Genomic DNA, 19721 nt, shown 5'->3' with positions numbered 1-19721 from the left:
ACCACTCCTTGATGAAAAAGCGCTAAGCCCCTTTCAACATATCAAACACCACGCGGGCAAAGCCTTTCGCTAGCTCAGGGTTAGAGAGATATTGCACCATCATCTCCTGCTGGGCGTCGTTGCTGTCCATCACGGCATCGTCAATGGCTTTCGGGAAATCACCCAGCATCGCCTGTTCACGCGTGTTGTTAGCAATCTGGGTCATCACAGCCTGGTTTTCTGACAGCTTGTCGCGCACCGCAAAGGCATAGTTGATCATGTCTTTATCGGTGAGATTATCGGTGACAAACAGCTCATTAAGGCGCGCCAGGATATTAGATAGAAACTCTTCTTTCTTATCCTTCGGCTTGGCCGTTCCAACATCATTCCCTGGGGTGATTTTGTATTCCGCTGCATCTTCCTGTAGCTTCAGGTGTTGTTCGTGAAGTTTCGACAGGCGATAATGGCTCATCTCCACGTTGCTTAAATCAATCTCATCTTCTTCAATGCGCTGTTCGTGCAGCAACGGACGCAGATGACGGGCAAACAGGCTCAGCTTTTCCAGGTTCTTGTCGTCGTAATCAACAATTTGCGACATAAACTCGTAAAAGCGGACAAAGCTGCCGAGATCTTTCTTGAAGATATCCAGCTTACTTTTTTCTTTCTCGCACGCTTTGAAGGTATTTTCCGCATTGGTGATCAGCACAATATCACCGGTCTTTTTGGTGCGTTCAAACATCTCTTTGGCCAGCACATACGCCTCAATTGCCGAGGCGTAACGCAGCTTCCAGCGATCTACCGCCGGTTTGCAGATATTGCTAATCGCCGCGTTGGACTTGTTTTTGCTGAAAAACGCCTCGCAGAACTGCTCCACTTCGTTCCACAGGAAAATGCCGCTGGTACGCAGCTTTTCAAACAGTTCAAAGACCTGTTGCGGGTCGCTGACATCCGTCAATTCTGCGGTCTGGTAGTATGGCTGGAAAGCACCCAAAATCTCATCGGGCTCGTTGTAGAAATCAAGCACAAATGTGCCGGACTGCGCCTTCCCAGGATAGGTACGGTTCAGGCGCGACAACGTCTGTACGCACTCCACACCACCCAGCTTTTTATCCACATACATGGCACACAGCTTGGGCTGGTCAAAACCGGTCTGGAATTTGTTGGCCACCAGCATCACCTGGTAGTCGTCGGTATCAAACGCTTTGCGCATATCCCGGCCTTTCAGCCCTGGGTTCATATTGATTTCGGTGAACTTCTGGTTAAGTAGCGCAAGGCTATTGTGGTCATCTTCATGGAATTCCACTTCCCCAGAGAATGCCACCATTGCGCTGATCTTGTCGTACTTGTGCTCGGCGATGTATTTATCGAACGCCAGTTTGTAACGCACCGCCGCTTTACGCGAACTGGTCACCACCATCGCTTTGGCCTGGCCGGCCAGTAAATGCATCACATGCTTACGGAAGTGCTCAACAATCACCTTCACCTTCTGCGACACGTTATGATCGTGCAGCGAGACCCACTGGTTCAGTTTGATTTTGGCTTTTTTGCTGTCCACTTCACGATCAGGATCGTCCAGCTTTTGCAGCAGCTTGTACGCCACCTTGTAGTTGGTGTAATTCTTCAGCACATCAAGAATAAAGCCCTCTTCGATGGCCTGACGCATGGAGTAAACGTGGAATGCTTCCGGCTTATTGGTTTTTGAAGCCGGTTCCTGCGGGTTAGGACGACGGCCAAACAGCTCCAGCGTTTTGGCTTTCGGCGTAGCGGTAAAGGCGTAATAGTTGAGGTTGTTGCTGCCTTTACGCGCGGCGACGGTGGCATCCAGAATATCTTCTGAAGACATCTCCACATCGTCATCCACTTCTTCGGTCATCAACACTTCTTTCAACTGGCGCGCCGTAGAACCGCTCTGCGAGGAGTGCGCTTCATCGGCAATCACCGCGTATTTACGCTGCTTGAGGCTGACGCTGTTTTCAATCGCCTTCAGGACGAACGGGAAGGTCTGAATGGTGACGATGATAATCGGCTGCGAGTTTTCCAGCGCGCTGGCAAGCTTCTCCGATTTTGAACCGTCGCCTTCTTTGTTATTGATCCGCCCGACCACGCCATCCTGGTGTTCAAACTGGTAGATGGTGTCCTGCAGCTGATCGTCAAGCACGGTGCGGTCCGTCACCACAATCACCGAGTGGAACTGCTTCTCGCCATTTTCATCGTACAGGCGGGAAAGCTGATGGGCCGTCCAGGCGATAGAGTTCGATTTGCCCGACCCGGCACTGTGCTGAATCAGGTATTTATTGCCGGTGCCTTCTACCGTGGCGGCGGTGATCAGTTTGTTCACCACATCCCACTGGTGATAGCGCGGGAAAATCAGGCTCTCGCTTTTGTACTTCAGGCCAATGGCATTTTCTTTTTCGACGATTTGCAGATGCACGAAGCTCGCGAGAATTTTCAGCAGATTATCCGGCAGCAGCACCTCGTTCCACAGATAGCTGGTGGCGTAGTCGTTGGCATCTTCCGGGATATCATTCCCCGCACCGCCATCATGGGTGCCTTTGTTAAACGGCAGGAAGAAAGTTTTATCGCCCTCGAGTTTGGTCGCCATAAACACTTCGTACTGGCTGACGGCAAAGTGCACCAGCGCGCCGCGTTTAAAAGTCAGCAGCGGTTCGGGTTTATTGGTGCCAGGGTCCTTTGGCAAACGCGTTTTCTTATACTGCGTGATGGCGTTTTGCACCGTCTGCTTAAATTCAGACTTCAGTTCGAGGGTCGCTATCGGCAGGCCATTGACGAATAACACCAGATCGATACGCCACTTCTTCGCTTTTATACCCGTTTCTTCAAATGCGGCGTTCGACGCATGCGGGCTGTAAACCAGCTCCGGCACAATGCGGCAGATATTCTGTTTGTAGTGGGCCAGGGTTTCCGGATTGAGGTTATGTTCCGGCTTGAACTGGCACAGGGAAAAACGCGCGTTATGGCTTTTGATACCATGACGCAGCACGCCCAGCGTGCCATAAGTGCGTGAAAGCATATCAGTAGCGTTGATATCCGCTTTTTTTAGCTGAGCCACCAGCGCATCGAGGAAATGCCGCTCGGTATCGGTCGGGTAAATTTTGGCAAACTTCTCCCACTCCTGCGGCTGCGTGGTTTGCACAAAGGTCAGTGCATCCTGGGAATACAGCGCACGTTCGCGATCGTAGCCGTCCGTTTTGCCACGAATCCAGCCTCGATCGATCATCTGAGCAATCATTTCATCCTGGAAAATCAGCTCTTTGGTGCTGTCCATGCTCATGCGGTAGCCTCCTGTGGCTCCTCAATGTCTTGCGTGTCCGGGGCAACCCAGTCGCGGACGTCGATTTTTCCGGTGACGGCAGCGGAGATAAGGGCGGTGCGGCGTTCCTCCAGTAATTGGATTTGGGCTACCGCTTTACTTTCTAAGACATCTAGTCTGTTCAACTGAGCGTAAATATAGTCTGATATCATCAGTTGTTCACTCAGTGTTGGAAATACTCCGAATACCTTTTCAAGGTTCTGAATAGATAGACGCCTTAAAGCTGCTCCTTTTACAAAACTTTCCACCTGCTCTTTTACTAGCGAACTTTGCAGAAGTAAGTCCATGAAGGCTGGTAAAGCTTTTTCTTTATCAGCCCGAATGATGATTAACGATGATGCAACAACAAAGTCAACGTCGTCTGGCACAATCGCTGTTTGGCCTATAGTCCCATCTTTACTAAAGAGTATGTCGCCACTAAATGGTTTGCAGCCAGTTTTTACTAAATACTTATAACTCGCCGAACTGGTAAGTAAGGAGTTATTAAAATCAATAATCCCTTTTTTAATATCCTTAATTGAAACAAAGTAATGCTCACCTTCATTAGTATCAGGAGATATATGAGCACCATCAGTTATTGCGGAGCATTTGAATTTCAATAAACAAATATCCCAATGAGCTGGCACTTCCCCCAGCCACTCAACACCGGAATCTTTCATCGGCGCATCTGGGTTTAGCCCTTTGGTGACGGTATGGCTAATCATTGCCTGACGTTTTTCTTTTAGCAGTTCAATCAGTATCTGTTGCTTCTCGATCAGGTTATCGATTTTTGCGGTTTCGTGCTCGATGAACAAAATTAAATTTTTTTGTTCATCGAGTTTAGGGATGGAAAATTCGAAATTCAAAAATTGTGGTAAGCGTAGAGAATCAACAGTGGATTTCGCATTACCCTCTAATGCCACTTTATAGAAGTTAGATGACAGATAGTAATAAACAAACTTACCTGTTATAGAATGAAATTCATTCAACATATAGACACGTTGATGAAAATCAAATTTGCCATTATAGTAATGGTAAACTTTACCGACGCCAACACCATCACCTGCAGTTAAAACTGCCTCGCATTCAGCACCAACAGAGTTTATACGTTCAATTGTCTGTGAACGCACAAAAAAAGGATACCTTCCATTTTCAACAGCGTTTACTGTATCTCTACTACCGGTTTGAACTTTGCATAAATATTTTAGTTTTTTAATTAACCAATGGGCTGGAATCTCCCCCAACCACTCAACCCCAGAATCCTTATACTCCGGATACGCCTTATACTTAGCCATCAGGAATGTACCTCCTGCAGCAGCTTCATAATCTCGGCGCTGATCGCATCCAGATCGGCATCAATCTCGGATAGCGGGCGCGGCGGCTGATAAACATAGAAATGACGGTTAAACGGAATTTCATAACCAACAATCCCCACCTCATTATCTTTCGCATCGCGCTTATCGGCGTTGATCCACGCGTCACTCACATGCGGCAATACTTCCGCTCTAAAGTAGTTTTCAATCAAATCGCTGGTGGATACCGCAGGGTTCAGCGGCACGTTTTCGTTATCTCGCAGCTCGCCGTCCTGCTCAAACTCAACAATCTTACCCTTGTATTCAAACGCCCCGTACAGCGGCTGAGCGGCTTCTTTCAGCGCTTTCTTCACCACCGGCTCGGCATCCGGGTTTTTGGTGGTGATGGCATCGATAAACTGCTTGTTCTCTTTCGCATCCAGCTTCACGCCAGCGGTTTTGATGGCCCCTTTCAGGGTCAGCTGGAACTGGTTGAAGTCATTGCTTACCCGCGTTTTGCCACCCGCCTGTGTACCCAGAGCCGTCTGAATCTGCTGCGCTTTTTCCATCAAGGCGCGCTGTGCCTCCCACAGTTTGCTGTCGAGCAGGTCTTTAATCTGCTTCTCTTTCAGCTCGGCAAACTCAGCTTTGATGATGGCGCGCGCCTCGGCTTCCAGTTCGGAGAAATCACCGTAGGTGTCCTCCTGCCATTGGGATGCGAACTCTTCATACAGACGTTCCATCGGAGCGTTAAACGGCTTCGGCGCAAAACGCAATGTCGCAATCGCCTCATCCGTCACCTGAGCGGATAACCGCAACGGGCGCTCAATGGTCAGGCGGCGATAGCCAAAGTCAGTGCTGTTGAAGATTTTGCTGGCAAAGGTTTTCGGCGCTTCGGTTTTGGCCGTTGCTGGCTGACGGCCACGGCTGGATTTTTGCTCTGCGGCTTTTTCCAGACCCAGTTCTTCCAGAGTTGTAGCATCCACCACTTCAAAGTTACCGAAGGTCTGGGTGATAAGCTTAATATCGTCTTCGCCCATCAGGTTGCGCTTGGAACCCAGCGATTTACGCATTTTGCCGTACAGGTTGGTGCCATCAATCAGCTGTACTTTGCCTTTACGCTCAGGCGCTTTCTTATTGGAAAGTATCCAGACGTAGGTGGCAATGCCGGTGTTGTAGAACATGTCCGTTGGCAGCGCGACGATGCCTTCCAGCAAATCGGCTTCCAGAATGTAGCGGCGGATTTCACTCTCACCGCTGCCCGCACCACCGGTAAACAGTGGCGAACCGTTAAGGATAATCCCGATACGCCCGCCGTTGCTCACGGTGCCATCCACATTGTGGCTGTCGCGCATTTTGCTGATCAGGTGCATCAGGAACAGCAGCGAACCGTCGGAAACTCGCGGCAGGCCCGGGCCAAAGCGACCGTTAAAGCCTTTTTGCGTATGTTCGTCGTTAATCTCGCCCTCAATCTTCTTCCAGTCCACGCCAAACGGCGGGTTAGAGAGCATGTAGTCGAACTGGTCCAGCGGCAGTTGGTCGTTAGAGAGGGTGTTACCCAGCTTAATGCAGCTGACGTCCTGACCTTTGATCAGCATGTCGGCTTTACAGATTGCGTAGGATTCCGGGTTCAGTTCCTGACCAAAGGCTCGCATCACCGCGTTAGGGTTCAATTCGTGCACATATTCCATGCCCGAAGAGAGGAATCCGCCGGTCCCGGCCGTCGGGTCGTAAATGGTGCGGATGATACCGTCCTGCGTCAGGGCTTCATCATCTTCCATAAATACTAGCGAGGTGGTCAGACGCACGATATCGCGCGGGGTGAAGTGCTCACCGGCGGTCTCGTTAGAGCTTTCCGCGAAACGGCGGATAAGCTCTTCGAACACCAGGCCCATTTCATAGTTGGAAATCGCTTTCGGGCTCAAATCAGTGGTGGCGAATTTCTTCACCACTTTAAACAGCAGGTTGGCATCTTCCAGCAGGCCGACAAACTCACTGAATTTGAAGTGTTCGAAGATCTCACGCGCGTCCGGAGAGAACGCCTGTACGTAGCTTTCCAGGTTGGCTTTGATGTCGTTCTGACCCATTTTGCCCAGATCCATCTTCGAGGTGTTGAAGAAGGAAAGCGTGCTTGCGCGCAGCAGAAACTTCTCTTTGGCATCTTCCGGCAGTGGGCTGGTTTTTAATTCATCATATTTCGCCACCACCGCATCTTTGGTCTCCGCCAACACACACTCAAGACGACGCAGCAGCGTAAAAGGCAGGATCACGCGCCCGTACTGAGACTGTTTGAAATCACCGCGCAATAGATCGGCCACCGACCAGATAAACGCAGCCGTTTGAGAAAAGTTAGTGTTAGTCATGAAGCCCTCGGAAGAGATTGCGGCCATGGAGCAAAATGCTCAGGCAAAAGTTCAGATTTGGAATGCTGTACGCAAAATAATACCTGCTACAGGGACTATCGCAACTGAATCGGCAGGAGCGGTCACTACAAGCCAATCAGTAAGGCAAGTATTAATCGGGTTATTTAGCCGTCATACGCTAAGAACTGTAGGAAGACAGTAAAAATAGACAAATAGCCATCTTTGCTGCTGGGTGGCTATTTGTTGTCAATTTTTACAATGCTTCCTTTTTAAAAAGCTCGGAATTACTAGCATAAGGAACCTTACCAGAAGGAATAACTTTTGCAGCAGCAACCAAATGTACATCCTGGTCATCAAAGAAAATATGCGGTTTAAAGGCCTTCAGGACTTTCGTTTTCTCTACACCACCAAGAAAAAAAGCCTCGTCGACATATACCCCCCAGCTTCTCAATGTCTTAATGACGCGCATTTCTGATGGGCTGTTTCTGGTCGTCACCAGCGCGATACGGACGGGAGAATACTCAACGCGGATCGGTAGTCGTTCCTGAAGCTTGGCTATTTTTTTAAGCAGGGTGCATAGGGTCCCTCCTCCATAGGGATATCCTGCTGCGCGTCTTCCCGAGCATGAAAAGTGGCCATCCCTTGAGTTTTATAAACTAGCTCGCTTTGATCGGAAAAAAGGACAGCATCGCCGTCAAAAGCAATACGCACTTGCTCTTCTGGGATATCAGAGGCATCTGCTGGAGGCTCTTTCAATATAGCGGCGGCGCAATATCGGGAGTCAATAACCTTTTGCGCGTCTTCGACATTAGTGGTTAAAAACAGATCAACATCAAAAGCATCAAGGTAATCGGCAACGGTTTCACCAGCGGTAAAAGCTGAACGTGTAATGTCGAGTTTGTCATGGCGAATGGTATTCAAAACGCGGATACCCGTATCAGGGCTGTTACGCGACATGACAACAACCTCAACCAACGGTGATTTATCATCGGGTTGGCGATACTGATTCAGCCCCAGAAGCGCTTTAACCAAGGGATAACCTGTCCCGGGCTGTAAAGGCTGGTTTTCGTGTTCCAGCATGTAGGCACGATACTTTTCAATGGCGCTATCGGGATCGGTCGCATAGGTTTCGCGAAACATACGATCAGATTCGCTCATGTCAAAAAGTGCCGTTGCGCTAATGCCAATAACCAACGTGTTACTTAAATCTAAAGGCATAGTTATTTCCCTTAAATAATCATAAGTATTCTAACGACTAAGTTCATAATTGCGTCTGTCAGAGTGTCAGTCCCGGATATTATCCGGGACTATTCTATATAACTAAATTCATTTACACTTCTCTATTGATTTGACAACAATATCCTTAATTTGATCCTTGAATACTTTAAATTGCTCAGCTTGAGAGACATCAATGACTGCATTGCTAAAAATGGTCGTTATATCCCGTTTCCTGCTAATAGTTGAACCGGTACCAGCTAGAAAATAGGATTCTTTCCATTTTTCATACGGTTCAGTAATTAACTTGTTGCGAATGAAACTAAGAATGAGCTTGTTGAATTCTCTCTTGATTTTATTAATGCTTTTTTGCTTCAAATTATCAATTGCTTCATATTTCCAACCTACTGGCGAAGTTAAAAATCCTCCAATATATTTGCTTACGGTTTCCTCAAAATCAGTAATAGGCATAAACATTCTAAATCCATCTATATTTGAATACATACGACGATTGAATGCTTCTATTGTTTTCCAATGTTCTCTGTCTAATAGTCTTTTATAATGTGTTTTAAAATCATTAGCAGTAGTATTGATATGCAGTGCTAATAACTCAAAGTCATACCTTGGCTCAATGAACACTTCGTCATTATTTATCGTGGAGACTGTGTTTTCAAATATGGAGTTGAAAGCCAATTCAAGCCGCTCGTTACGATCGGCTTTATCGAGATCCCCGATGAAATAAATATCACCAATATCAATGTTACACTTTACATCTTCTTTTTTTAATGCGTCCAGCACGTTATTGAGACCATCTTTTACATAATCGATCCGATCATCATCTGTTGGCTCGTCTGAATCATAAGGTATAACTTCATCCAGTTTAGTGAATATCAACTTTAATTTCTCGCCATACCCACGCTGGAAAATACTTTTCAATGCATTTTTACCTCCAGCAATAAAAGGTTTTTTTGATTCTTCGATAAGTAATATTGAATTGACATCATAAAAGAAATCATAATGTCTGGAGTCTAATTGCGCCGTTTCTTTTGTATTATGCCCAATGCCTTCACCATCAATGATAACTATTTCTGCACTATTGTTCACCCATTCAGATTTGAGTTCTCCACTCAACCTTGCATACTCGACAACAGGAGATATAGATTCTTTATCACTGGATAATGTTTTTTTGCATTTTTTGATGAAGTCTTCTTTTTCAGTTGAAGTAAATTTATATACTTGTGACTCATTGCTTAACCTACTTCCATCACAAATAGACATTACATTCTTCTGAATGAGATCCATAATGTTATTTTGAATGCATTCAATTTTATCATTTAGTTCATCAATAGCAAAACTGATATACTCATCTTGATCTGTTATATCGTCGTTGAAAATTTCTTTTAGCTCATTTATTTTCTCAGAAAGAAGTGGTGTAAGTGAAATCACTTCTGCCGAAAAGTTTGTAATATCACGGGTATCAAGAAGATAGTATAAACGAAATCGCTGATCATTTGTTTGACGTAAACTTCTGAGTACATCCTCACCTTTTAATGACTTTTCAAATGCCTCTTTTAAAATTTCTCTGACATATCCATTAATTTCATTAAAAGATTTTAACAAAATTGTTAATTCATAGCTGGATGAGTTACATATTACATACTCAGTAGGTGCAACGGTTGTTCTGCTTTGTCTGGTAGTCGGGAATTTGGTATTTTCAGTTCCTAATATTCTTCGAATAAACGTTGTTTTTCCTGCTCCAGTATCCCCTAAAAGGTATACTTTAGGAATTCCTTTTGGGATTGGACTTACTTCATCTAACTGACGCTGTATTTCATTGTATTTACTCATGATTGCACCTCTTGCATGATGATAATGTATATATGGCTGGCAACGTTTTAGCCAGCATAAAACTGACATCGTCCCATGATTTAAAATAATTTCCGTTTTTTAATTAACTCATTCGTCCCAGCGCTTTATGGGGGGCTTGTACCGACGTGGAGTCTGGCTAACCAGAATGTTCAATCCTGCGCGAATATTTTTACGTACCTGCCAATCCGGACGCAGGTTTCATGGCTAATAGCGGCAATCATTGCTCTACCGTCCATTACGGTGTCGCGCTTCTCAACGTGAGCGGCCTGTACGGCGGCAAGCTGTTGAAGCCGTGGTTTTCTTGATACCTCTTCAACAGATACCCGGCTTTGTTCCAGCCTATTCGGTGCCATGGTGTTGATATCTGTCGATGCTCGCGAAATCCATAATTCTACACGGGTTTCCTTCGTGCTGAATATTAGGCTATACGGCATATGACTTATGTCGTAATTTCCACATAATCAGTTAACCATAGAAGGATGGGTGTTGTTATGTAACGTATATGGAATGTCTTGGTTGAATAATACAATCATCCAAATATTTTTTTGAAAGCCTTAATTATTATGTCCGTCATAGATGTTTGCTGATTCGAAGTAACGGTCTTACTTGGAATATTTTGGTGTTGTGATATCTGTTGTGAAGTCGTTGGTCTGGTTCGTGCTGCATAATATGTCGAGGATTTAGCAGACGCTACAGGCTGCGTTTGCGCTCTCACCGTTGCTGAAGGTTGTACCGATGCTCTTATTTTATCAAGGACCGCCTGGTTCGTTGATGTAGCACTGATGCTTTTTGACTTAGGCGTTACGGTGATCCTCTTTCCCTTGATACGCTCCAGGGCTGCCTGATTGCTTTTTGTAGAATTTGGCATTTGTTGGATATAGCTCGGCCCTGCGAGACGCCAGTGGGCATCTTTTTCAGAAAGAACTGTGATTTGACCAACAGTCGTTACCGTAATTGAGAGATGTGAATAGTTGAATTTCTCATTGATGTAAGGCGGTTCCATAAGGCCGGTTACACTAATCCATTTCCCGATCCATGAAGGATTGGGTTTGGTAGGTAAAGCATCAATGCCTTCACTCCATATGGATATCTTAAAGATATTTCCCCGCCAGTCACCGAAATTAACGAAGATATATGGTTTTCCATTTTTAGCCCTATTAAGTTTAACCTCAATAATTCTACCGATAACTTCAACTTTATCTCCAACTCGTTGAAGACAAGCGCTGTAATCCAGGGCTGACAGGACGGTATAGGCGCTAATATAACCAGGTTTCAGTCTGCTTCTTGGAATATCCCCATTCATGCTAATAATCGCCAGGGATACGGGGATGTTTCTGCCTACAATAAAGTCAGCTAGTGAAGGCGTTTTATCCATCTCTGAAGCGCAGATCGCCGCGAAATTCTTTATAAAGGCGGAGAGTTGTGGAACACCCGCTAACATTCTTAAGATGGGTGATGAACCAGGATCAACGAAGTCATTAGCCCGAAAAACTATTGCGTCTAGCTCTGAATTTGATTTATCCCAAATGGATGGGGCGACTTGTAAGGTTTTAAGGGCCAGCCACAGTAATATCAGTGAAAAGCGATCCAGAGTATGATTAAACGGATTTGTCGCTTTACGCAAGGGGTGTTGAAAATTGACATGCCCTAGTTCTGCGCTGCCTAATGTCTTAATCTCATCAACATACATTCCATCATAGTCAATTAACTGAACGGTTGCCCCACCGTCAGATACCATCAGGTTTCCGGTCTGGAAATCACCATGCGCAATTTTTTCTTTTTCGAGATAGGCGGCGAGTGATTCTATCGACGCAGATAGTTTTGCCATTGTTTGTACTGAGTGCTTGTTGACCTCAAGAAACTCTCCTAGTGTTTCTCCCTTCGCCCATGCCATTTTAACAATAGGATACGATACACCTTCGACTTTGATACCTTGGGGTTGAAACTGGAAGTCGAGAAAATAAGGGGAATGAAGACTCTCAATTTTCCTTGAGATAGCCTCATAGCGACGTTCTAATGCTTTGGATTCCCTATGAAAACAACGAACGGCGTATTTCTTAGCACCCGAACTGATCGTATAGGTCAGCGCGAAACCACCACTGATTGCAAGAGGCATACCCAATCCTGTCGTAGCGACTGAGCCAGATTTTAATTCAGGATCGCTTAACAGCTTACTGTGTAGCTGAAATGCTTGGTTGTATTGTTCAAGAGATGGGTAAGGCATCTTTCTTTCCGCGTTAAAACGATAGTACTAGCAGTGTTGAGTCGTCGATACGCATACGTTTTGCTGCACGTTCCCTCAAGACTAATTCCACAAGCTGCTCTTCTGTTTGCAACGAAAGTAATTCAATAAAACCAGAACCCTTCGCCTGAGCTTGCGTCAGTGTCCATTCGCCGAGTGCATCGGTCATGCAGAGAAGTTTGGGCTGAATGAGTTTTTCGAGGTAAAAATTTTTCCCATGAATTGTCCAGAAGCAATTTCCGCCAACGAAATTATTATGAGTAGGGAGCGTGGCAAACAATGTTGGCCGTTCTTTAAATTTGATTGGGTTATCGAATGGCCATGCTCGAATCAATTTTTCGCCATCAACCAGCAACGTAATGCTATCTCCTACAGCAAGAATTTCTACCGACTGATGCTCTTCAAATTCCTTTATGCCTATTAGTGTCGCAAAACTGCCTCTTTCGAATGCGGCTTGCTTGGACCAGGACATAGATGGGAAGTCATGTGCGGCAGAATATTCCGCCATAGCAGATGTTATCCAATCAGGGTTGACCTCCGTGTCCGTAATGAATTTACGACTAAGAAGATCTGCCCATAACTTTGAATTGAAAGACTCGCTTGCTCCATCGCAGAGAGCGAGCCTTCTCCCGTCTCCGGAGAAGGCATATTTATCCTCGTTTGCCTCAGGGCATAGAGGATCTTTGGGAACGGTTCCTGAGAATTCCAGTTTCATTATGACTCAGCGTAACTGAGAAGCCCGGGTTCCGATGTCGAAGAAATCGACAAGCTCGGCAGCCTCAGCATTGAACATAAATCCACGAGATTCTATATCCACAGGATGGCCTTTTTCTTGCGCGAAATGTACCAGATGCTCTGGAAGAGGGCTGGACATGCGAAATAGCAACTTAGCATAGGCGTCTGGCAAACCGGCATCGGAGGAGGGGAATCTTATTGGATCATTACCGAGGGAACTGACGTGGATATTAAGAATCAGAACTTCACCGTCATTGGTGCGAATTTGCCGTAGATGATTGGCTATTTCTTCTGGATCTCCGTCGTTAGATTCACCGTCAGTGACATGTAAAATTGTAGGAGGATAGCAGTCCGGATGAGAGTCACACCAGGTCACCAATTCCTCGGCGGCTTTGGTAAGCGCTTCACGCATAGGTGTGCCGCCATTGGCGGTAGGATCAAACCATACTGGAAACTTAATTGTTGTTTCGATGATCCCGCCTGCTCCATCATCCATTTTCCGTTTACGATCTTCCACTCTGGCTGGATGTTGTTCCAGGGCCGAAATTGGATTGAGGACTTGCCCTCCCAATGGGCCGCTGAAACCATTAGAAACCCCTTGAGCACCGTAGCCTAAAACCCCAATCTCAAAATAGTCGCGCACCCCTTCAGATTTAGTACAGCGAGTGATGAGATTCATCAAAGTTCGATTGAGCGCATCGGAGACGAATTCCGCTTTACTACGACCTGAAGACATTTTATCGGACATTGAACCAGACTGATCGACAATGAAAAGAAATGCTGCAGGGTTATTACGGCTGATTTGAGCTTCGTAAGCCATGTGTCTTTTTCCTTTATGAGGATACTTTTATCGTATCAATTTATTAGACAATTGCGAGGAATGTCCAAAGAACAATTTAAATTATTCGTTGAGTTTTGACTAAAATCATAATACGACATTTCCTTAACGGTTAGTGATTAATGAAATATTCAGACTTCACTCGCTAAATAATTTAGCGTTGTTTATTAGATAGTTTAATTGAATGTATTGCTGGGGATTATTCACCTAATTTATTGAATTGATTTAAGGAGAACCTTTGAACAGAGGGGATAATATTTATTATGCGTCCATTTAAAATATTTTCCTTAAGCTCATTCCTTAAATACCGCCCTCCTGTGTCACTCCACAAACTATTCTTTCGGACAACCTTTCCCTGAATACTCTTAGGAAAATGGGCTTACAGGCTCTGATGCGTCAGGGAGGTAATCAGCCTCTTATTTTTACTCAGCAGCGTGGAGTGTGCTTCGTCAAAGCCTCTTGCTATGTGATAGGCCTTCAATTATTGGGGAGGGAAGCAGTTCCTGACACGCTTTTCTATGTCAGTAGCTATTGTAACGAATACACGCATCACCTTCCTACCAACGGTATAGCCTTGCAGCAGAATTTATTTCGGATAAAAATCTTTCCCTTGTCGATTGCATTGGCGTACGATAAATAAACAATACCGCTGCAATTCAGAGGGATTTTGAATGCCTGTAAACGAGAGGATTAACGCGACATCCGGGACACGTATTAAGCCCGGTGGAACGAGGCTTATAACCACTGGTGAGATTGGGTTAGCAAGAACGCTATTTAGCTACGGTCTCCGGTACAATACAGTGTGGATTCATCGGGAAAGTTATTTGCCGTTCAATCTGCAGCCTACTGATATTGCTATGAGTCCTAACGGAGAAATGTGGTTTAGGGAAGACACCTACTCCCATGATTTTTCAATGGAAGTTGATGTGCAGAAAAAACATAGATTCATGCATGAGTTAATGCATGTATGGCAAGCGCAGCACGGAATGTTTGTCAGAACCAGAGGGTTTTTCTCCCGATTTGCTGATTACAGTTATAGTTTAGACAAGGAAAACATACGACATTATAGCTTAGAACAGCAGGCTTCATTAGTTAGTGATTACTGGTTGTTGCAAGCTTACGGTTTTAAAAATTATCTGTATCTGCCTGCATTACGAGATTATGATCATAAAGAATCTGACTATACATTGCTTCAAAAATATAAATTAGTTATGAAGGGGTTTCCACAATGAAGAGATTCGCTATCTTATCTTTAACTTTTCTTATTTCCGGTTGTCCTGGTGGTAATCCTGCGCCACACCCAAGAGATACCATTATTAATGGAGAGCATCTTTGCTTTAGTTTGGATAAAAGGGATGTATTGAATTACTACACTATTGATTCAGGCGAAAACGGTAAGACGCAAACGGTAATGAGTTCTGGTTATGACAAGTTAATGTCATCATATCCTGACAATTGCATCGATATTGAATGGAAGAAGAATCATACTTATGTCATTAACTACGGTTTAAATAATAAAAAATATGTTCATGAATTCTTTATTGATAGTGCTGGGACGTTGACTAAATAGCGGAGGGGTGACTCCGTGACATATAGTCGCGTGCCTTACCTCACCCCCTAAATACCTCTCTCCTGTGCCACTCCACAAATCCCTCTTTCGGGTAACAATCCTTCCCCTGAGGCAATCCAATTTGCTTACCTTCAAAGTCCCAGAACAGCTTTCCGACAATCCCGCCGCCGTTAACCGCGGGAGAAATCTGTACCCGCATATGCTCATCCAGGCCAATCGAACCTTTATCAAACGCTTTGTGGTGAATGGCGCATAGCGCCAGACCGTTGGGAATTTCACATGGGCCGCCGTGCTGCTTCCATTTGATATGCGCAGCCTCCAGCGCGACGGAGGTGTTGTCATGGCGCATATTAAAGCCGCAGATAGCGCATTCATAGTTATAAGCGCGTAGCACCTGCTGGCGGAACAGCGGGTCGCGTTCTTTGCGAATTTGCTGGATATCAAACCCCATCTCATCGGCGATCTCTTCCTGAATACTCTCCGGGAAATGGGCCTGCAGGATCTGATGCGCCAAGGTGTTAATCAGCCTCTTATTCTTGCTCAGCAGCGCGAAGTGCTCTTCGTCAAAGCCGCCCGCGACGTGATAGGTTTCCAGTTCTTTAGAGGGTGGCTGTCTGCTGCCTTCAGTTGAACATTGCTCAGCGTTGCGTAATTCCCAGAAGCCGTCGCCTTTTAGACGCCAGAAGGGCATATCGGGGCGGTATTGCGCGCGCTGTGGACCAAAACGCTCCAGCAGGCTATGTAACTCATCACGAACCTCTGAGGCGTAATCGAACATCCGCGGATGTCCGTGCTGGTAATGCGACAGCACGTGCAACAACAGCAGAGGTTTATGCGGCGCGCGCTGTTCGCCTTTGCGCCAGATAGTGATATTGGCGATCGCTTGTTGCAGAGTTTTACTAGAAGGCATCGCGTTACGTATTTTGCTAAATAATTGCGATGATGCTCGCAAAACTGCTGTCGATCAAGCCACCGGGATTCGATATCCAACCCAGGTCTCTTTTCAACTATCACCATGATTTATCTATTCGAAATTTATTCCGCTTTCTATCTATAATGAGGTCACTCATCATCAAATAGCTCAGCCATATGAAACGGTTGCCAGATCATCTATCGCGAGAATGCATCATCGAAGCCATCCGCGCATACGACGAGGGTATAGCGCATCAGTTTAAAGACGCGCGTCTGTATGAAGTCGAATTCGAAGGACGTCGTTATCCCTCTAAAGCTATCGTTGGGATAGCGGCCACCATGGCGACGAAAACGGAGTTCACCCCGGCGGATTTCAGCGGTGGGATCAAATCCAAATGCGTCCGTCTGTTGCTGGAACAAGGATTCAAGATCGTTCAGGAGCGAGTAGATGATGCCGGCATTACCCTTTTTCCCGACGAGCTACAGCCGAAAAGTGAGTTTGTGGAAGGGGCTGCGGTTCAGGTTATGGTTAACCGCTATGAGCGCGATCGCCAGGCCCGCGAGGCTGCGTTGCGCTATCACGGTACCCGGTGTCAGGTGTGCGGCCTTGATATGGCTAAGCGCTACGGTGATATCGGCCAGGGCTTTATCCATATTCATCATCTGGTGCCGCTATCGGAGATTAAACAGGACTATCGTTTGGATCCGAAAACTGACCTGATCCCAGTTTGCCCCAACTGTCACGCGATGCTGCATCGGCGAAACCCGCCATATACGCCAGATGAATTAAAAACTCTGATACAATCATAGTAATACTTTCATAAACGGATTTGAAAAATGGCATTATATAATATTGCTGATAAAAATTTAGTTGCGCTGGAAAAAACTACCTACTCAATAGAGGGGCTTCAGGAACGTTACGATTTGCAAGAAGCTATAAAAAATAATATTGATATCCTTGCACCTGATTGTCTTGTCATTGCTGAGGAGTTTTCAGATTGGGAGGACAGCAGAAGACGGATTGACTTATTAGCGATTGATAAGCAGGCTAATCTTGTCGTAATAGAGTTAAAGCGAGATGAAATCGGCGCTCATATGGAATTACAAGCATTGCGTTATGCAGCTATGATTTCTACAATGAGTTTTACAAAAGCATGCGAATATTATCAGTCATATTTAGGTACTGATTCAGATGTTAATGCTAAAGCAAAAATATTAGAATTTATTGGTCTTGAGGAGAATGAGCTCTCTGACTTTGGTAAGGATGTTAGAATTGTTCTTGCTTCAGCTGATTTTGGGAAAGAACTGACCACTACAGCGATTTGGCTGAGAGATAAAGGTGTTGATATTCGTTGTGTTCGTCTTACACCTTACAAGTTTAACGATGATATACTAATAAATGCGGAGCAAATAATTCCGGTTCCAGAATTAGAAGAATATCAAGTTAAGTTCAGGGAAAAGCTGGTTGAGCAAAATATAAGTAGCCAGAAGTCTGAAAAAGATTACTCTGAATATAGGTATAATGGTGGTGTTTATAATAAGCGTAAGTTAGCCCTTGAACTATTTACTGATTGGATAAATAAGCATAATCCCCACAGCCTTGAGGACATTTATACTAAGCTGGGTGAAATTCTCAAAAATCGAACAATTGTTTTGGCTGATCAAGTTCCTGATGGGCGAAAGAATCGATATCATTTGAGTGAAGATGCGGTAATTGAGCTTCAATCTGGCGAAGTTATCGCAATATCGAACCAATGGGGGCTTGGTAATATCCAGCGTGTAATTGATTTTTTACGACGCGATGGTTTTATTATTGAAAAAGTAGAGCAATAGGTAGTAAAAAATATTGCTCAACGCTGCGTTTGCAGACCTGGTGTTGAGCATATTGAGCGTAAATGTAGTGATAATAAATTACACCAACCCTACACCCCATAATCCCGGTACAGCCAATATCCGCCAACCAGCACCACAACATTCAGCACGATGCTAATAATGAAATATGTCCTGAATGGCTGCTTCTGGGTCTTGTGGCGAAAACACTGCTGCCCGGCAATCGCGCCGGGCCATCCGCCAAGCAGGCCGAACGTCAGCAGGGTGGATTCCGGGATCCGGCTCCAGGCTTTACGGGCGGCTAATTTATCGATGCCGTAGATAAGCCAGGTTAGCACGTTCGCCAGCAGGAACCACATGGCGATGGAATAGGGCAGCAACAGGCTGCCGACGGCGGCGATGGCCAGCAGAAAGTAACAAAAATAACCGAGCTTCATACAATATCAACAGCGCTTAGCGGTGGCAGAGACGGCAACTATACCTGGTTTGCTAGCTGGCGGTAAGACGCCGATTGTTAATCGCGACAGGTCGACAATTTTAACCCTTGCTCCTTATTGGCAACCCATTTCCCGCGCCAACCTGCCCGGCTGCGTTTTTAGCGTTGTGGCAACGGCCGCCGGCAATGCTGACCACAGCGTCAAGTGCGGACTGGTTCGGCGCTCGATCTCCGCCACCGTCACCTGATGGTCGCAGAAATTAGCATCGCGCGGCGTCGCCTGGTCCAACACAAATGCCGCGTACTGGCCGCTCTGCGGGCCGCTCTCGAGGAAAATAATCTTCCAGTAACCGCTGGGGATCTCCACGTCCGGCGCGGCGGGCAGGGTGGCGATATGCCGCTCGAACAGCGGCCCGGTAACCGCATAAACCGCCGTCACCTCCGGGCGCTCGGCTAACGCGCGCTCCGCGTCTTCCAGCCGCGCCCACGCCCCCTGATTCAGCGCCGCTTCCTGCGGAGTGATATTCGACAAATAGTTCAGCGCAGGCCAGTCCTCCGCGCCTCCGAGGCTCGCCAGCGGCGCCTGATGGCCGCGATCGACCGCCAGTAAGGTGTTGGCCCGGCGATAGTCGGCGGGCGCCAGGGTATCGGCGGCAGGTAAATCGGGATCCTGTTTCCACACTCTCGCCCGGTTGCTGGCCTCGCTGGCGCGGGTGATTTTATACGCTACCCAGTTGGCCAGTTTACGACTGGGGTTATTGTTCAGCGTGTAGGCCGCGCGGAAAAGCGTCTGTTGGCTGCCGCCGGTTGGGCAGCCAACTTCACAATTATCCACCTTTACTGTCGCGGCATGGCTGGGTGCTATCGTGCTCAGGGCGGAAAGTAATAACAGCAAAAATAAACAGGGTGGAAAAGGATTCAGGTTCATCGATAGCGCTCATTAATTTAAGGCCCACCTTTTCTCCGCGTGATAAATACGCAGCCAGGGTGAGCAGGAAAATCAATGAAGCTAAAGAGAATAATGTGGCGTGAAGGCCGATTGGCGCAGAGGATGAGATAATATGAGAGCGGGTGGGGGTTAAATGAGGTAATTATTTGTTGGGCTAACAAAAAAAAGCCCGCCGGTGAAA

General features: G+C 46.1%; 14 protein-coding genes and 1 pseudogene. 4 read left to right on the top strand and 11 right to left on the bottom strand.

The window, feature by feature from the left end; translation table 11 throughout:
* Window positions 1-22 precede the first annotated feature (22 nt).
* From ABLV78_RS22400 to ABLV78_RS22365, 8 genes and pseudogenes are all read right to left on the bottom strand, one after another.
* Window positions 23-3271, bottom strand: a complete 3249-nt coding sequence (locus tag ABLV78_RS22400; RefSeq protein ID WP_047046146.1) for a type I restriction endonuclease subunit R — start codon at window positions 3269-3271, stop codon at window positions 23-25.
* Entirely contained in the window at window positions 3268-4584 is a 1317-nt protein-coding gene (locus ABLV78_RS22395) for a restriction endonuclease subunit S (RefSeq protein ID WP_047046143.1), read from the bottom strand. The genes ABLV78_RS22400 and ABLV78_RS22395 overlap by 4 nt, the downstream gene beginning before the upstream one ends.
* Window positions 4584-6944 (bottom strand): type I restriction-modification system subunit M, encoded by a 2361-nt coding sequence (locus ABLV78_RS22390; protein ID WP_047046390.1) that lies wholly within the window; start codon window positions 6942-6944, stop codon window positions 4584-4586. Before ABLV78_RS22390 ends, ABLV78_RS22395 begins: the two co-directional genes overlap by 1 nt.
* Window positions 6945-7197: 253 nt before the next feature.
* Window positions 7198-8102: pseudogene (locus ABLV78_RS22385) on the bottom strand (5'-nucleotidase).
* A gap of 168 nt (window positions 8103-8270) precedes the next feature.
* Window positions 8271-10007, bottom strand: coding sequence for a P-loop NTPase family protein (locus tag ABLV78_RS22380; RefSeq protein ID WP_047046140.1), 1737 nt, complete (start codon window positions 10005-10007; stop codon window positions 8271-8273).
* A gap of 550 nt (window positions 10008-10557) precedes the next feature.
* Window positions 10558-12252 carry a serine/threonine protein kinase gene (locus ABLV78_RS22375; RefSeq protein ID WP_047046135.1) on the bottom strand — a complete coding sequence of 565 codons (1695 nt, stop codon included), beginning with the start codon at window positions 12250-12252 and terminating at the stop codon, window positions 10558-10560.
* Between the two features lie 13 nt (window positions 12253-12265).
* Window positions 12266-12985 carry a hypothetical protein gene (locus ABLV78_RS22370; RefSeq protein WP_047046132.1) on the bottom strand — a complete coding sequence of 240 codons (720 nt, stop codon included), beginning with the start codon at window positions 12983-12985 and terminating at the stop codon, window positions 12266-12268.
* 6 nt (window positions 12986-12991) lie between these two features.
* Window positions 12992-13825: a TerY-P anti-phage system-associated VWA domain-containing protein gene (locus tag ABLV78_RS22365; protein ID WP_047046130.1), complete on the bottom strand. Its 834-nt coding sequence runs from the start codon at window positions 13823-13825 to the stop codon at window positions 12992-12994.
* 689 nt (window positions 13826-14514) lie between these two features.
* On the opposite strand from ABLV78_RS22365, the gene ABLV78_RS22360 reads away from it, so the two are divergent.
* Together ABLV78_RS22360 and ABLV78_RS22355 are read left to right on the top strand one after the other, a co-directional pair.
* Entirely contained in the window at window positions 14515-15075 is a 561-nt protein-coding gene (locus ABLV78_RS22360) for a hypothetical protein (RefSeq protein ID WP_047046127.1), read from the top strand.
* Window positions 15072-15413: a putative T6SS immunity periplasmic lipoprotein gene (locus tag ABLV78_RS22355; RefSeq protein WP_047046125.1), complete on the top strand. Its 342-nt coding sequence runs from the start codon at window positions 15072-15074 to the stop codon at window positions 15411-15413. Before ABLV78_RS22360 ends, ABLV78_RS22355 begins: the two co-directional genes overlap by 4 nt.
* 40 nt (window positions 15414-15453) lie before the next feature.
* On the opposite strand, the gene ABLV78_RS22350 is transcribed toward ABLV78_RS22355, so the two are convergent.
* Complete coding sequence (locus ABLV78_RS22350) at window positions 15454-16323, bottom strand: phosphorothioated DNA-binding restriction endonuclease (RefSeq protein WP_047046122.1); 870 nt, start codon at window positions 16321-16323, stop codon at window positions 15454-15456.
* A 179-nt stretch (window positions 16324-16502) separates the two neighbouring features.
* Between ABLV78_RS22350 and ABLV78_RS22345 the strand changes: the two genes are divergently transcribed.
* Together ABLV78_RS22345 and ABLV78_RS22340 are read left to right on the top strand one after the other, a co-directional pair.
* Window positions 16503-17135, top strand: coding sequence for an HNH endonuclease (locus ABLV78_RS22345; protein WP_047046119.1), 633 nt, complete (start codon window positions 16503-16505; stop codon window positions 17133-17135).
* 27 nt (window positions 17136-17162) lie between these two features.
* On the top strand, window positions 17163-18158 hold the full coding sequence (locus tag ABLV78_RS22340; protein WP_045386873.1) for a membrane protein: 996 nt from the start codon (window positions 17163-17165) through the stop codon (window positions 18156-18158).
* An 89-nt stretch (window positions 18159-18247) separates the two neighbouring features.
* Here the strand turns inward: ABLV78_RS22340 and ABLV78_RS22335 are convergent, their stop codons facing one another.
* Together ABLV78_RS22335 and ABLV78_RS22330 are read right to left on the bottom strand one after the other, a co-directional pair.
* On the bottom strand, window positions 18248-18592 hold the full coding sequence (locus tag ABLV78_RS22335; protein WP_032715523.1) for a DUF1294 domain-containing protein: 345 nt from the start codon (window positions 18590-18592) through the stop codon (window positions 18248-18250).
* A gap of 114 nt (window positions 18593-18706) precedes the next feature.
* Window positions 18707-19426: a DNA/RNA non-specific endonuclease gene (locus tag ABLV78_RS22330; protein WP_047046387.1), complete on the bottom strand. Its 720-nt coding sequence runs from the start codon at window positions 19424-19426 to the stop codon at window positions 18707-18709.
* Window positions 19427-19721 lie beyond the last annotated feature (295 nt).

The organism is Klebsiella sp. CN_Kp075, assembly GCF_040065055.2.
Classification (GTDB): domain Bacteria; phylum Pseudomonadota; class Gammaproteobacteria; order Enterobacterales; family Enterobacteriaceae; genus Klebsiella; species Klebsiella aerogenes.
Note: the sequence above shows the minus strand (reverse complement) of the source record. Positions and strands in the feature narration are given on the sequence as shown.

Bases quoted from the DNA above. Each gene is read 5' to 3' on its own strand.
- ABLV78_RS22390 (WP_047046390.1), bottom strand. From the start codon at position 6,944: ATGACTAACACTAACTTTTCTCAAACGGCTGCGTTTATCTGGTCGGTG.
- ABLV78_RS22350 (WP_047046122.1), bottom strand. From the start codon at position 16,323: ATGCCTTCTAGTAAAACTCTGCAACAAGCGATCGCCAATATCACTATC.
- ABLV78_RS22335 (WP_032715523.1), bottom strand. From the start codon at position 18,592: ATGAAGCTCGGTTATTTTTGTTACTTTCTGCTGGCCATCGCCGCCGTC.
- ABLV78_RS22340 (WP_045386873.1), top strand. From the start codon at position 17,163: ATGGCATTATATAATATTGCTGATAAAAATTTAGTTGCGCTGGAAAAA.
- ABLV78_RS22355 (WP_047046125.1), top strand. From the start codon at position 15,072: ATGAAGAGATTCGCTATCTTATCTTTAACTTTTCTTATTTCCGGTTGT.
- ABLV78_RS22375 (WP_047046135.1), bottom strand. From the start codon at position 12,252: ATGCCTTACCCATCTCTTGAACAATACAACCAAGCATTTCAGCTACAC.
- ABLV78_RS22360 (WP_047046127.1), top strand. From the start codon at position 14,515: ATGCCTGTAAACGAGAGGATTAACGCGACATCCGGGACACGTATTAAG.
- ABLV78_RS22380 (WP_047046140.1), bottom strand. From the start codon at position 10,007: ATGAGTAAATACAATGAAATACAGCGTCAGTTAGATGAAGTAAGTCCA.
- ABLV78_RS22345 (WP_047046119.1), top strand. From the start codon at position 16,503: ATGAAACGGTTGCCAGATCATCTATCGCGAGAATGCATCATCGAAGCC.
- ABLV78_RS22400 (WP_047046146.1), bottom strand. From the start codon at position 3,271: ATGAGCATGGACAGCACCAAAGAGCTGATTTTCCAGGATGAAATGATT.
- ABLV78_RS22365 (WP_047046130.1), bottom strand. From the start codon at position 13,825: ATGGCTTACGAAGCTCAAATCAGCCGTAATAACCCTGCAGCATTTCTT.
- ABLV78_RS22395 (WP_047046143.1), bottom strand. From the start codon at position 4,584: ATGGCTAAGTATAAGGCGTATCCGGAGTATAAGGATTCTGGGGTTGAG.
- ABLV78_RS22370 (WP_047046132.1), bottom strand. From the start codon at position 12,985: ATGAAACTGGAATTCTCAGGAACCGTTCCCAAAGATCCTCTATGCCCT.